The organism is Actinopolymorpha singaporensis, assembly GCF_900104745.1.
Taxonomy (GTDB): Bacteria; Actinomycetota; Actinomycetes; order Propionibacteriales; family Actinopolymorphaceae; genus Actinopolymorpha; species Actinopolymorpha singaporensis.
In genome coordinates, this window is the sequence record NZ_LT629732.1 from 2,453,985 (window position 1) to 2,467,778 (window position 13,794).

At 67.1% G+C, this 13,794-nt stretch carries 12 protein-coding genes; 5 read left to right on the plus strand and 7 right to left on the minus strand.

The features are described 5' to 3' along the window. Positions 1 to 28: 28 nt before the first annotated feature. Positions 29 to 1,291: an amidohydrolase gene (locus tag BLU27_RS11160; protein ID WP_092653016.1), complete on the minus strand. Its 1,263-nt coding sequence runs from the start codon at positions 1,289 to 1,291 to the stop codon at positions 29 to 31. Between the two features lie 103 nt (positions 1,292 to 1,394). Between BLU27_RS11160 and BLU27_RS11165 the strand changes: the two genes are divergently transcribed. Beyond that, on the plus strand, positions 1,395 to 2,393 hold the full coding sequence (locus BLU27_RS11165) for an MASE1 domain-containing protein (protein ID WP_092653018.1): 999 nt from the start codon (positions 1,395 to 1,397) through the stop codon (positions 2,391 to 2,393). Between the two features lie 68 nt (positions 2,394 to 2,461). Here BLU27_RS11165 and BLU27_RS11170 read toward each other — a convergent pair whose 3' ends face one another. After that, positions 2,462 to 4,570, minus strand: a complete 2,109-nt coding sequence (locus BLU27_RS11170) for an outer membrane protein assembly factor BamB family protein (RefSeq protein ID WP_092653020.1) — start codon at positions 4,568 to 4,570, stop codon at positions 2,462 to 2,464. 315 nt (positions 4,571 to 4,885) lie between these two features. Here BLU27_RS11170 and BLU27_RS11175 point away from each other — a divergent pair, with 315 nt between their 5' ends. Together BLU27_RS11175 and BLU27_RS11180 are read left to right on the plus strand one after the other, a co-directional pair. Further along, positions 4,886 to 5,119 (plus strand): hypothetical protein, encoded by a 234-nt coding sequence (locus BLU27_RS11175; protein WP_197681781.1) that lies wholly within the window; start codon positions 4,886 to 4,888, stop codon positions 5,117 to 5,119. Next, positions 5,116 to 7,536: a protein kinase domain-containing protein gene (locus BLU27_RS11180; RefSeq protein ID WP_092653022.1), complete on the plus strand. Its 2,421-nt coding sequence runs from the start codon at positions 5,116 to 5,118 to the stop codon at positions 7,534 to 7,536. Before BLU27_RS11175 ends, BLU27_RS11180 begins: the two co-directional genes overlap by 4 nt. Positions 7,537 to 7,572: 36 nt before the next feature. Here the strand turns inward: BLU27_RS11180 and BLU27_RS11185 are convergent, their stop codons facing one another. From BLU27_RS11185 to BLU27_RS11205, 5 genes are all read right to left on the minus strand, one after another. After that, complete coding sequence (locus tag BLU27_RS11185) at positions 7,573 to 8,121, minus strand: GAF domain-containing protein (protein WP_157728426.1); 549 nt, start codon at positions 8,119 to 8,121, stop codon at positions 7,573 to 7,575. 321 nt (positions 8,122 to 8,442) lie between these two features. Continuing rightward, complete coding sequence (locus tag BLU27_RS11190) at positions 8,443 to 9,555, minus strand: hypothetical protein (protein WP_092653025.1); 1,113 nt, start codon at positions 9,553 to 9,555, stop codon at positions 8,443 to 8,445. An 84-nt stretch (positions 9,556 to 9,639) separates the two neighbouring features. Then, positions 9,640 to 9,891, minus strand: coding sequence for a hypothetical protein (locus BLU27_RS11195; RefSeq protein ID WP_092653027.1), 252 nt, complete (start codon positions 9,889 to 9,891; stop codon positions 9,640 to 9,642). Between the two features lie 9 nt (positions 9,892 to 9,900). Further along, complete coding sequence (locus tag BLU27_RS11200) at positions 9,901 to 10,503, minus strand: sugar phosphate isomerase/epimerase family protein (RefSeq protein WP_157728428.1); 603 nt, start codon at positions 10,501 to 10,503, stop codon at positions 9,901 to 9,903. A gap of 137 nt (positions 10,504 to 10,640) precedes the next feature. Further along, positions 10,641 to 11,156 carry a nitroreductase family protein gene (locus BLU27_RS11205; protein ID WP_092653031.1) on the minus strand — a complete coding sequence of 172 codons (516 nt, stop codon included), beginning with the start codon at positions 11,154 to 11,156 and terminating at the stop codon, positions 10,641 to 10,643. 441 nt (positions 11,157 to 11,597) lie between these two features. On the opposite strand from BLU27_RS11205, the gene BLU27_RS11210 reads away from it, so the two are divergent. Then, positions 11,598 to 11,777 carry a hypothetical protein gene (locus BLU27_RS11210; RefSeq protein WP_092653033.1) on the plus strand — a complete coding sequence of 60 codons (180 nt, stop codon included), beginning with the start codon at positions 11,598 to 11,600 and terminating at the stop codon, positions 11,775 to 11,777. A 157-nt stretch (positions 11,778 to 11,934) separates the two neighbouring features. Next, a complete protein-coding gene (locus tag BLU27_RS11215; RefSeq protein ID WP_092653035.1) occupies positions 11,935 to 13,656 on the plus strand; it encodes a GH39 family glycosyl hydrolase in 1,722 nt (573 codons plus the stop codon). The last annotated feature ends 138 nt before the right edge of the window (positions 13,657 to 13,794 follow it).

Here is a 13,794-nt window from a genome sequence, read left to right on the forward strand (position 1 = left end):
GGGTTGGGATGCGTCCTTGCCGGTTGCTTCAGCCGGCCAGCCAGGCCATGGCGGCCACGACCAGCGCCTGGGTCCCGACGTCGAGAGTGGGCTGGATGACGGGGGCGAACTTCGGCGAGTGGTTGACCGGGACGTCCTGACTGATGCGGCCGGCCGCTGCCGCCCGTTGGTACGCCTCCTCCTCGATCCCGCCGAGCCCCCAGTAGGTGTACGGCACTCCCATTGCCGAAGGGATGTCGCTGAAGTCCTCGCTCGCGGTCTGTAGCTCCATCGTCCGCACCTTGTCGCCGAAGACCTCGGTGAACGCCCGCCTCACCCGGTCGGTCACCGTGGGGTCGTTGCTGGTCAGCGGAAAGCGGTCGAACAGTTCGAACTCCGGCTCCTGGGGGCACCCGGAGGCCTCACACTCGGCGGAGACGATGCGGCGTATCGCGTCCAGGACCCGGCGCCTGGTCTGCTCGCTGTAGGTGCGCACGTTGAGCTGCAGCTCAGCCGAGTCGGGGATGATGTTGCTCTTGGTTCCTGCGTGGATGCTGCCGACCGTCAGAACCGCTGTCTCCCCTGGTGGTGTCTCGCGGGAGACGATGGTCTGGAGCCGGACCACGATCGTCGCGGCCAGCACCACCGGGTCCACCGTCGCCTGCGGCATCGAACCATGCCCACCGTGCCCGTGCACGGTGATCCGCATGCTGTCGGCGGCCGACAGGACGGGCCCGGAGCAAGGGCCGAGGACTCCGGCCGGTGCCGGCAGGACGTGCTGGGCCAACGCCACGTCCGGGGTGGGAATCAGGTGTGCCAGACCGTCGTCGATCATGCCCGCGGCACCGTCGCCGGTCTCCTCGGCAGGTTGGAACAGCGCGATCAGCGAACCGTTCCACTGTCCGGTGCTGTTGGCCAGCAGCGTCGCGGCGCCGATCAGACAGGCCACGTGCAGGTCGTGTCCGCAGGCATGAGCGACCGGAACCTCGTTGCCGCTTGCGTCGGTGGCCGTGGCGGTGCTGGCGTACGACAGTCCGGTGGTCTCGCGTACCGGGAGCGCGTCCATGTCCGCGCGCAGCAGCACCGTCGGGCCGTTCCCGTTGCGCAGCAGGCCCACCACACCGGTGTTCCCGACACCGTCGTGCACGTCGAACCCGGTCCTGCTGAGCCGCTCGCCGATCTTCCCGGCGGTCCGCCTCTCGTGGTGGGACAGCTCGGGGTGTTGATGAAGATCCCGGTAGAAATCCTCCTGCCATCCACGGATGTCACTCAGTCCTGCCAGTACCGGCCCCAGAGCTGACGAGCCCGCCATAGTGCCCTCCTGTCAAGGCGGAGTTGGCAGGAGACCTACCCATCCGGTGCCTGGAACGTGGGTGTGGAGGGAACAGCCTTCGGGGGAGTAGCGTGAAACGGCGATGAGATTCCGCAAGCCTCGACGAGACGTGATCGTCGTCCTCCAGATCCTCGCCCTGGCGGCGGCCATCTACCTGACCTCGCAGATCGGGTTGGTGATCGGGCTCGGTCAGGGAAGAACCAGCCCGTTCTGGCCCCCCACCGGGGTTGCCGTCGTAGCGCTGCTCGCCTTCGGGATCGACCTGTGGCCGGGGATCCTGCTGGGCTCGGCGATCGTCGAGATGTTCACCGGCCCGGTGATCGTGGCGATCCCTACTGCTTTCGGTACGACACTTGCATGTGTATGTGCCTACTGGGCGCTGCGGAAGGTTGGTTTTCGTGTCGAGCTGGACCGGTTGAAGGATGCTCTGGCCCTGGTGTTTCTCGGTGCCTTCGCTGCCATGTTGATCAGTTCCACCGTCGGAACCACGCTTCTGCTGTACACCGGCGTGGTGTCGATCGACACCTTCCTCCCGACCTGGCTGACCTGGTGGACCGGAGATGCCATGGGGGTTCTGGTCGTCGCGCCGTTCCTGCTGACCATGGTCAAGCTCCCATGGCGCCGGTACCACGACATCGACTCCGTGCGTCTTGTGGAGTTTGTGGCTTTGCTGGTGATCACCTTCGGGCTGATGCTGGTTGCCGAGAAGGCGTTGGGCGTCATCTTCGTGGCATTTCCGTTGCTGGTGTGGGCCGCCTGGCGCTTCCAGCTACCCGGTGCGGCACCCGTGGGGCTCCTTGCGTCGGCGATGGCCATCCACGCCGCGGTGGTCGGATACGGGACCTTCGACGGCAGGAACCAGTCCGACACGATGATGATTCTGCAGTTGTTCAACGGGTCGGTTGCCCTGACCGGTCTTCTCTTGTCGGTCGCGGTCACCGAACGCAGGCGGATGCAGGCCGAACTCGAACGTGCCTGCGGTCAACTCGGTCAGGTTATCGAGCGCATCGACCGCGCGATGCGTCCCGACGAACCATCGCGGCTGCGCCGGTGGGCCGAGGACCGCACCACAAGCAAGTGAGCGTGAGCCGCGGAGTCTCCGGCGCCAACGGCGATGGCGCGGGGTGCCTCTACGGCTCCGGCTGGGCGTCAGTACCACTTGACCTCGAGCAGAAGGCCGTTCTGGACGTAGAACTTGCTGGCCCCCGGTGACAGCGCGGCAAACCCGGCCACGTAGTTCGGGCCCACGTCGACCAGCGTGTCCGGATCAATCCGCCGGGTCCGGCCGTTGGTCGCGTAGATCGCACCGTCGGCAGGGTCGTACTCCATGTTCACCGCGCGAGGCTGGAAGCCCGTCACCGTCGACCAGGGGTAGTCGAACTCCTTCACCGAACGGATCAGCGAGCCGTCGGTCGGCGAGATCTCGAACACCGTGCCGTACGTCATGCCGAACAGCCTGCCCTGTCCGTCGAACGTCAGCCCGTTCACGCCCTGCTCGTCCGGGAGCGGCGTCGACCGCCAGAGCACCGAGCCGGTGGCGGCGTCGAGCGCGAACACCTGCCCCGGATGCTTGGAGTTGTCCGAGGGGTTGCAGCAGCCGAGCGATCCGCCGTAGATCACGCCGTCGCGGTAGGTCAGCGTCGAGATCTGGTTGGCGCCGTCGACCAGGCCGGAGTTCCAGGTCCGCCGCTCCCCCGTCGCGGGGTCGTACAACGTGACGGCGCCGTTGTCCTGGGTGTTCTTCGGTGAGGTGCCGATCGCGACGTACTTGCCCGCGCTGACCACGGTCCAGGGTCGCTCCTGGCCGTACTCCTTGAGGTCGAACAGCTTCTTCGGGTTCGTGTCGCCGAACGGCAGGGCCGGGTCGTACTCCCACAGTTCCGCGTTCGCATAGACGCCGAAGTACATCTTGCCGTTGTGGGCGCCCATGCCCTCGATCTGGTGTCTGAAGACGTACTCGGTCCACTTCGTGGTCGCCGGGTCGTACGCCACCAGGCCGCCCTGGAAGTAGCCGCCGGCGTAGATCCGGCCGTCCGGGCCCTTCGCCAACGATCGCGGAGCGGTCGGCGTCCCGACCAGGCCGACGGCGTGCTCGAACGTGCTCGCCTTGGTGGCCGGGTCGTAGGTCCACATGTCACCACCGCCGGTCGAGCCGTAGATCAGCTCGTGACCGACCCGCTTGTCGACGGCCCGGGCGACCCCCTTTCCGGCGCCGAGGCCGCCCTTGTCGGCCTGCTCGGGCCCGCCCTTGAAGCCTGTCTTCGTCATCGTCCCCTTCCGGGGGTCGAACAGCGACAGCTCGCCGTCGGCGATCAGGTACACCCGTCCCTGGTCGTCGGCCTGCGAGATCGTCTGCCCCAGGTAGCCGGGGATCTCGTACTTCCACTTCAGGGTTTTGAGGTCGAGCACCCAGCCGACCTGCGCGGTCGTGCCGCCGGCGAACAGCACGTACAGGTAGCCGGCCTCGTCCTCCATCTGGTAGGCGTACTTGTCCGTGGGCATCCCGGGCGGTAGCGGGATCTCGACCCGCGCGCCGGTCCTCGGGTCCACCTGGAAGAGCCCGGTCGTCTGCCCGAGGCCGGCGTAGATCTTGCCGCCGCTCGCCTCGACCGACCGGACGAAGAGATACTTCGACCCGAAGTCACCGTAGTCGCGGTACTTCCCCGTCGCCGGGTCCCAGGAGAACAGCCGTCCACCAGGCAGCGGAGCCGGGCCGAAGCCCTCGGTCGTGCCGAAGTAGAAGACGCCGTGCTCGTCGGTGTCGCCCTCCCAGGTGAAGCTCGTCCGCGGCGAGGGACGGCCGAGGTCCTCGACCGCGTCCGCCTTCCAGGGAAGGCGATACACGTGGCCGTAGCCGTACGTGCTGACGTAGACCGTGCCGCGCTTGTCGATCGACACGCCCCACGCGCCCTGGGCGCCGAGGTCGGCCGGCACCTCGCCGGAGGGGGACCCGGGGACGTAGAGGGGCAGCATGCGCATGACGCGCTTGGTGAGCGTGTCGGTCTCAGCAAGGTATGCGGGCTTGCCGCTGAACGCCTGGTACGTACGAACGGTGCCGTCCGGCATCCGCGCGGTCTCGCCGCCCGCCGCGGTCGTCGAGTAGAGCGGGATCGTGCCGCGGTTCCACCACTGCGGCGTGGTCGGAGTGACCGCCGCTGGGGCTGCTCCGGCGCCGGCTGCTCCGGCGCTGGCTACTCCGGCGACGAGAGCCGTACAGACGATGAGGATCCTGCGCCACGGTCGTGTCCACCTGCTCATGGTTCACCTCGCGCGCGATCGGGAAGCTGCCCGGACGGTCCGCTGTTGTGGTCGTGACCGTAATCGCGCGGATCGGTCTCGTCAACGCGTTGGTGTGAACTCGTAGGGCTCTGCCGGGGCCCGGTCGGCCGCGCCGCCGTCGGCGTTGACACTGCCGTTAGCATCGGGATTCTTGCGGGCGTTGTGATCAACGAGTCACGGTCCCGGACCTTATGGGGGAGGTTCGACGGTGGGGAGCTCCTCGTGGTCACCCGACCATCCCGTCCTGGCGGTAGGCGTCGTCTCCGGAGTGCTCACCCGCGGAAGGAGCGCGCCATGCTGCAGCGCCGGATGAGCGAGCCCGACGGGGAGCCGTACGTGCTGGACCTCTCTCCGCTCGGCTGGATGCCAGAGGTCAAGCGGCACGAGATGGACCCGGGCCGGATCATCGCCGGGGCACGCGGGGCTTACGAGGTGGCGTACTGCGCGATCGAACGCCGCCACCCGGGCCTGATCCTCGACGACCGCATCCGCGCCGTGCCCCGACTGACGATTGTGGCGAGGGGATGACCCCCGGCACCGCGACGGAGGAGCGGTTCTGCACCGTCCTTCGGCTGATCTTCGCCGACCAGAGAGACCGTCGTGCGGCCGAGTCCGAGTTGGGTTCCTGGGGCGACCAGGAGTGGAAGCAGTTGCTCATGGATCTCCCGACCGACGCGTCCAGCTTCCTCGTCCGGTTCGAACGCCCCTGGGCCGACGTCATCGACGCCCTTCACCAGTGGTGGACGGCGGCCCGTGAACGAACGACGCCGGATGAGCTCGGCACGGACCTGGTGCTCGGCTTTGCCGGCTTCACGTTGCTGACGCTCGTGTCACTGCGTCATTCCGACGAGGTCCGGCATGCGCGTGGGACGGTCGGTGCCGCTTCGGGCGCGTCAACCCACGATTGCGACGGGATCTGCAAGCCGCTGGTCGCCGAGCCTGTCGTACGCGCCGCGATCCGCACGCTGTACGGTCCGCAAGCGTGGCTTGCCGGCCCGAGTGTCAGTCAGGAAACGACGAACGCGCGACCGACCGGGCAGGAGTGGGAGAAGGCGAGGTTCGACGAGCTCAGCTTCCACCGGCACGGCACCACGTCGTTCATCCTTGCCGGGACTGCCGAAGAGGTGCACGGCCGCGCCAGCAGGTTCGCCCTCAAGTGCCTGCTCTGTCCTTTCCTGCGGGCGGCGAGCGTGGTTCGGTCGACGTACGACTACATGGCGGAGTACGGCCTGCCCACAAAGAAGCTGAGGCATGTGGTCCGGGTATGGGCCAGCAGCCCGAACTGGATCCTGATGGACTTCGTGGAGGGGGAGACCCTCGCCGAGTACCTCGCTCGCCGTGGAGCGGAGGCGCCGGCCCGGTCGGGCCTGCTCCGTCTGGCGCCCAGGCGCTGTCGCGACCTCGCGCTCGAGCGACGAAGGGCGGCGGAGGAGCGGGCGGTCCGTGTCGATCTGCTCGAGAACGTCGGACGAGAACTCCTGGCGGCGTTGGCCGACCTGGAGCGAGTCGGTCTGCGGCACTGCGACCTGTCGCCGTCGAACATCATCGTGAACCAGGACAGCGGTCAGTTCGTACTGATAGATCTCGGTGTCAACTACCTGTACGTGCACGCCGTTGCCGGGCAGGGCGGGCCCGACGCGGGTTATGTCGCACCCGAGGTGCGCCGCAGCGGCACCGGTGCGTACACCTCCGATCTGTACTCCCTCGGGCAACTTCTCATCACCGCCGCCGCACCCAAGCGCCACCACGACGGCTTCGTACCGGACTCGTTGTACGCGGAGACTCCGATCCTGGCGCGGTTCATCGAGGATCTCGTCGACGGTGACCCGGCGCGTCGGCTGTCGCTGTTCAAGCCCGATCCGGCCGAGCCGCTGTACCCGCAGCTGCGCATCCTCCTGGACGAGGAACTCGCCGGGGTGCAGGCGGCACGGAGCGATCGTTCGGCCGCGCCCGGCCTGCTGGCCGATCTGATCGGCTTGTTCAGGCCGCTGTCGGGTGCGCCCGGCAGGCAGTGGCGGTTGTGGAAGGTACGCAGGCGCCAGGGCCTCTACCGGGACACGTCCCGAGGGATGCACGTACGCTGGCTGCTGTTCTGGGCATGGCTGTCGGGAGCGGCATGGTATGTCGGTGCGACGATCGTGCTCTGGTGGTGGGCGCGAGACCTCGGCTGGGACTGGGGCAACCAGGTTGTCACCGCGCTGCATCGACTGACCGGCGCGTCGCCGGACAGCTTTCCGTACCTCGACGACCTGCGGCAGCCGGACTATCGCGTCCCTGATCTGGTGACCAATCTGGCGGCCCGGATGGTGTGCCTGAGCTTCCTGCTGGTGTGTGCGCGCTACTACCAGAACCTGTTCGCGGGTCTCACCCCACTGACAGCCGGACTCGGGCAGGGTCGGCTGGGCAAACTCGCGCTCCTCGCCGAAGTACACATGCGGCTGGCTTCTGTGGTGGGGTTCGTGCTCGTGCTGCCGACCACCCTGATTCAGCAAGCCTGGTGGCCGGTGTGCACGACCATAGGAATGATCGTCACGTCCCTGTGCAACTGGACCTGTCGGAAGTTCGCACAGACGGCCGTGGCGGAGGCCCGCACGTCAGGACTGTCCACCGTGCCGGCCGGGCGGATCGCCGCACTGGAGGAGTTCTGCCGGTGGGCGCCGTCGTCGACGTTCTACACGTTCACGGTCGCGGTCATCCTGGTGTGCATGCAGGTCGGTGTCGCGACGGACCTCCCCGTCTACGCGGCAGGCGTCACGCTGACGAACCTGGTGCTCTTCTACGGCGTCAAGTGCAGTGGCAACAGTGCCGCCGACGTCCGGGCGGCGCTGGGCAGAGGGTGCCTGGCCGCCGAACGGCTGCGGTACACGCGGCATCTTCCCAACCCTGCCGACGTCGACGCGGCTCAGGACCCCGAGCACTTGGCAGCCGTGGACCGGCCGGAGTAGCGGGCCCAACCGGGGCTGAACGGATCCCGTTCGTCATCAGTTGGTGATGTTGGAACCCGTGTGGCCCGACCACCCGCCGAAGCGGTGCAGAGCCGATCCGGCGAGGGACGCGACCTTCTCGAGGACAGCGATGCACTGTGCACTGGGAACCCCGGAGTTCGGCCAGCATGCACCGATGGCGCCCACAGGCTCACGATCGATGATCGGGCACATCATGACGCTGTGGACCGGCGTCGGCAGGTGCACCACCTTGGCGGGGCGCGTGTCCTTGTGAATGTCGGGCGCGACGGCCGTCATCTGGTGACGTATTGCCCAGCCGCTGAGGCACTTGTCCATCGGGAAACGCTGGCCGAGCCACAACGGGATGTCGGAGTCCACCGACACGTGGTGGCACAGATCGCCTTCCCTGACGACCAAGCATGTGCCTGCTGCACCGGTGAGTTCTCGAGCGGAGCGACATACCTCAGCGTGAAGCTCCTCACGGCTGTCACACCGCTCGAAGCGGGTCTCAAGGTGGCGGAACGGATTCGCACGATCCATGCAGACCTCCCGTTCTACTGCGGGCTCGCCACGATCGGCGCCCACGAGCCCAAGCTAGGCCGCCGGTAGCGAACCCGGCATCGCAGGTGCCGGGGATCATGCACTCCTGAATGGCCCCCAGGCGAGCTCCGTGGAGGCCGGTATGTGCGATCACGATGGTTCGCACATGTGGTTGTCAGCAGCCCTTTACCGTCATATGCCCTAAGTCGTGATGAGCCGTCCACGGCAGTCTTCACGCTCTGGACGGCCGTGGCTGGAAGGTGCGGCTCAAGTCGTACGACGGTGGGGCGTGGCGTTTCCGCGAAGACGCAGCGGCCGCGGCGCCTCTACTGACAGAGGCCCCGCGGCCGGTCGCGCATTCGGTCGTCACTTCAGGGCGACGTAGTCACCGGCCGCAGAGACGGACGCGACGGTGGAACTGCCCGCGTACGACCACCGCCAGTAGCCGGTGGCCCCGGCCGTGGCGGTCGTCTTCAGGTAGCCGTTCGCATCGGTGTAGACGGTCTTGACCGTGACGTAGGTGCTGCTGCCTGCCTTACGGAACTGCATCTGCACCGGCTGGCTGGCGTAGCCGACGAACGTCGTGGCCTCGTCGGTGGTGGCCCGGGTCAGCCGCCCGGTCACGGTCAGCTTGCCGCCCTTTGCGACCGGCTCCGGAGAGGCGTTCACGCTCACCTTCGCGACCTTGTAGAGGGTGACGTTGTCGCCGGCCGAGACCGAGGCCGCGGTCGTGCTGCCTCCGCCGAACGACCACCGCCAGGCCCCCGACGTCGTGGCGGCGACGGTCGTCTTCAACGTGCCGTCCGTGGCCGAGGTGATCGTCTTGACGGTGGCGTATGACGTGGCGCCGGCCTTCCTGAACTGCAGGCGCACCGGCTGGCCGCCGTAGCCGACGGAGATCGCGTTGCCGTCGAGGTCCGTGGAGTTCCAGTTGGGCTGGGTGAGCCGCCCGGTGACGGTGAGGGTGCCGTTCTTGCGAACGGGCTCGGGGGTCGCGTTCGCAGTCGCCAGCCTGGTCTCCTTCAGGAGGAGGACGTCGTCGGCGGGATCGCTGTAGAGGTTGTACTGAAGGCCGTCGTAGGTGTAGCCGCTCATCCGCAACTGGACCGGGCGGCCGGCGGAGGAGTTGCTCAGGTCGTACAGGTGGATGACCGCCGTGCCGGTGCAGGTCAACGTCGTGGACGTACGCGTCACGCAGGTCATGTTGTAGTTGGTGGGCCCCTCCAGGTACTTGAAGAAGGGGCCGCCGACGCTGCGGAGGTGGGCATCGACCCAGCCCAGACCTCCGGAGTCCTCGGTGGCCTCGACGGTGACCGGGACGGTGCGGGCGATGGAGCCACTGGTGCCCATCACGATGGGCTTGTCGTTGTTGATGGTGGTGCTGGTGACCTTCGTGTCGTAGTACTCGGCGTTGGCCGGTGGCGCCAGCAGCAGGCAACCGGCGACCGTTCCTGCTGCGAGCAGGGCGACGGCGCGCACAGATTTCAAGGATCCCCCCTGAAGCAGAACCTCACCGCCACATGCGGTGCGCGCATCTTGCCACACGCCTCGGCAGGGGTGCACTCACTGCCAGGAGATCCCCGCGTAGCGGTCGAACTCGTCCCGGCTGCGCTTCACCGAGTCGAGTTCGTCCAGCTGGGTGTGGTCCTGTTCGAGCAGCAGGTACTCGAAATTCGGGCACTTGTCGGCGGCGTCGACGATGGCCTGGATGGGCATCATGCCAGTTCCGATCTCGGTGAAGCAGAGAGGGTCCTTCGTTTCCAGGAACGACTTGAGCGTGATTTCAGAATTCCTGTCGACGGTCCCGTCGAACATCACGGCAGGTTAAGGCGCGTCGCGGGGGAAGTCCTTCTGGTGGAGGAGAACCAGCCGGTCGCGGTACTTCTCGATCATCTCGACCGGGTCCTGTCCGCCTCGCATCATCCAGTACGTGTCCATCTCCACGAACACGAGTTCGGGATCGGTGTTCTGCATGATGAGGTCGTAGACCGTACGCCCGGCGACGAGCTGAAACTCCTGGTAGTGGTTGTGGTAGTAGAACCGCATTCCTCGTTGCCGGCAGAGCTCCCCGACCTGGTTGAAGAACTCCGCGCGGCGCAGAACGTAGTCCAGATCGTCGTACGGATAGAACTCGATGTCACAGCCGATCTGGCTGTTGCCCAGTTCGCGGTGGTAGTCGAGGACCGCCGGCAGGCGTTGCGGGTCCAGAGGATTGATGTGGCAGCCGACGACCTGCATGCCGAGCCGGTCCAGGGTGGCGCGAAGATCCTTGGCCGGGACGCCGAAGCCGATTCCGTCGTCGGTGTCGGCGTTGTGGTTTGCCCCCTCGAAGTTCCTGAAGCCGAGCTCGGCCAGCCGCTCCAGCGTTCGATAGGGATCCCGGGCCATGGACTGCCTGACGGAGTACAGCTGGATGCCCACTCTCACCGATACGCCCGTCACCTCCGCGTAGGTCGCTTCGTTGCTGCGTGAAGGGCAACGCTACGGCAGACGGCGAGTCCGTGTGGTGTCCGTTCGAGGACCCCGGCACCCCGGCACCTCGGCGGCGGGCGAAACCAAGGGGTCTACCAGGTGCCGCGATGAACGACCTCGCCGAACGGGCGGCGGTTCGGCCGGGCGATGGGGCGCAGCGGCCGGTCGGCCGGGTATCCGACGCCGAGCAGGTAGGCGACGATGTGGTCGTTCGGGACACCGAGGATGGCGCGAGCCCTGTCCTGGTCGCTGACCGAGGAGTGACCGGTGCCGATTCCCAGGTCGGCGGCGGCGAGGGCGATGGCGTAGGTCGCCTGCCCCAGGTCGTACTGGTCGATCATTCGGTTCCGGTCGTCGGCCGGCTGTGGAACGACCAGGGCGATCGCAGCAGGGGCGTCGGCGATGTGGCGGGCTCCCTGCCACACGGTCGACAGCTCGGTGAGCTGGTCCCGATCGGTGACGATCACGAAGTCCCAGTGCTGGCGGTTGGACGCCGACGGCGCCCGCCGGGCGGCCTCCACGATCCGATCAAGGTCGGCGTCACTGACCGGGTCGGGGCGGTACGAACGGACGTTGCGGCGAGCTCTGATCGCGTCCCACGTCTCCATGCTGTACGACCTCCGGTTGAGGCGATGAATCCGGCCGTGGGGGCCGGCTGCCGTACTCGGCTCGGCAGGTCTGACACTACTCAGGATGCCGGAGATCAGCCGCAGAACGCATCGTCACGAGGTCGTCGACCGCGTCGTCAGGATCGTCGCGATGGTTGGGCATGACGGCATGGCAGCGATCGCGACCTGACGGATGCCGAGACGGCCGACTGTGGCCGCGGCCAGTGTCCGACGGGAGATGGCGATCGCCGCGGTCGGTGTACTTGTGTCGCGAGGACGTCAGGACGGATCGCATGTCGTCGCCGCGGAGCGGATGGTCGGCACTGCGGTCGGATCGGATGCAAGGAGGCCGTCGCATGTCCGCCAGGGATACCGACCCTGCTCCGGACGCGTACGGGCTCCTACGGCGGGTTCGCCACGGCGAGGGCCGAGCCGGACACGATGAAGCGTTACCGGGCCGTCTGGGACATGATCAAGATCCATCTGTCCGACGGGCCGTTCTACCAGGGCACGGTCGCCAACTATCCGATCATCGTCTACGCCCCGCTGATGTGTTTGTCGATGGCGTCCTGTGCGGCCGGCGGGTCGCCGAGCGCCAGTGCGTCACGGAACTCCAGGTAAAACGATTTGTCATTGACAGTTTTCCGAGCACCGGGGGACACTCGTCGCCAATCCCGCGTCGTGATCCGAGGTCACTCGTATCTCACCTCGGATGCGGGCGCAGTTCCTCCCTGACACGAAGCGCCTCCCCACCGAGAAGTGAGGCTGATCCAGGGTCATGAACACCACGACCGGCTCCCATGTCAGCAGAGTCCAGCTCGGGCCGTTCCCGCCTGCGGCTCCCAGCGATCCCGGCGCACCGCACGTCCTGCGAGCGCGGGTCGACGTGGACGCCTCGGTAGTGGAAGGGCCCCTCACCCGGGTCTGGGAGAGCATCGGATACGACGAGATCAACTGGACGTACACGCCGACCGGCAGACGCCTGCTCCGCAAGTTCGCGAACTTGTCCCATGGCGGTTACCACGTCCGTCCGCACTACGTCTTCTGCTCAGGCAGCGGCTTCGGCATCCCGCACTGGGGTTCTGGCAACGTCTACCACGAGGACGACGAGGGGAAGCCGTACTACGACTTCACCATCGTCGACCAGGCGTACGACGCGATCGTCGGCGCGGGCCACCACGTACTCGTCGAACTCGGCTTCACCCCTCGCGACCTCGTGCCGCCCGAGGCTGCCGAACTCACTGTCACTCCGAGCCCGACCGTCTACACCTCCTACGAGGCCGGCACCTGGGGATACCCACCTCGCGACTACGGCAGGTGGGCCGGCCTGGTCGAGGCCCTCGTACGCCACTGCCTGGAGCGGTACGGCGAGACCGAGGTCCTCAGCTGGCTGTGGGAACTGTGGAACGAACCCGACATCAACTACTGGCGGGGCACCCCGGAACAGTTCAACGAGCTCTACACCGTCACCGCGCGAGCCGTTCGCAACGTGCTCCCGAACGCCAAGGTCGGCGGCCCGACCGTCACCAGCGGCGGCCTCGAGTTCCTCAAGGGCTTCCTGGACTACACCTCGAGCCGGAACGAGCCGCTGGACTTCATCTCCTATCACACCAAGGGATGCCGCTTCCCGACCCGGGAGTACCGCCCGATTGGCAGCCGGCCGAGCGAGCGACTGAACCCGTCGTCGACGAAGATGCTGTACGACCTGCGCGAGTTCAACCGGGCGATCGCGGAGTACGAGCCCTACCGTGACCTTCCGGCGATCGTCGACGAGTGTGACGCCGCTGTCCCCGCTCACTTCGGCCGCTACGACAACCGCAACTACGAGTTCCAGAACACCGAGTACTACCCCGTCTTCCAGGTCAAGCTGATGAAGAAGATCCTGGACCTCAACGCCAGCGAGATCGTGCAGGTGCAGCGGGCGACCTCGTGGAGCTTCTACTTCGAGGGCGAGCGGTTCTTCGAGGGCACCCGCTCCTTCCTCACCGCGGGCGGAATCGAGAAGCCGTTCCTGAACGCGTACCGCATGCTGTCGCTGCTCGGCGACGAGCGGATCAGGGCGACCTCCGACGCGGCCTGGAGCGTCCGTGCGCTGGACGACACCGACGGAAGCAGCATGCCCGAGGAGGTCGACGTCCTGGCCTCCCGCGCCGGCAATGGGACGTTGACAGCACTGGTGTGGCGGCACATCGATGACCAGTACCACACCAGCGAGCTGGAGACCACCGTCAACCTGTCCTTGCGCAACCTGGAGGGACGGACGTACCGAGTACGCCACTACCGGGTCGACGCCGAGCACAGCAACGCCCACACCGTCTGGAGGGCGCTGGGTTCACCCCAGGACCCGACCGGCGAGGAGCTCGCCGAGATCACCGCGAGGCAGGGACTGGAGGAGTTCGAGCCCGCCCGCACGGTCGAGGCCGACGCCGGCGGCGTTTCGTTCGAGATCTCCCTTCCGTTGCCGGCCGCGTCGCTGCTGAGTCTGGAGCCCATCGACTGAGCGCACGAGACCTCGGCGTGCGTGCGGAGACGACATGGGCCCGGCGCCGACTACGAAGCCTGAGGGCAGCGGCGCCGCGATTCGGGGGTTCAGCCGTCGACGTGACCGTTTGTGGTCCTGCACTGCCCTGCCCGTAAT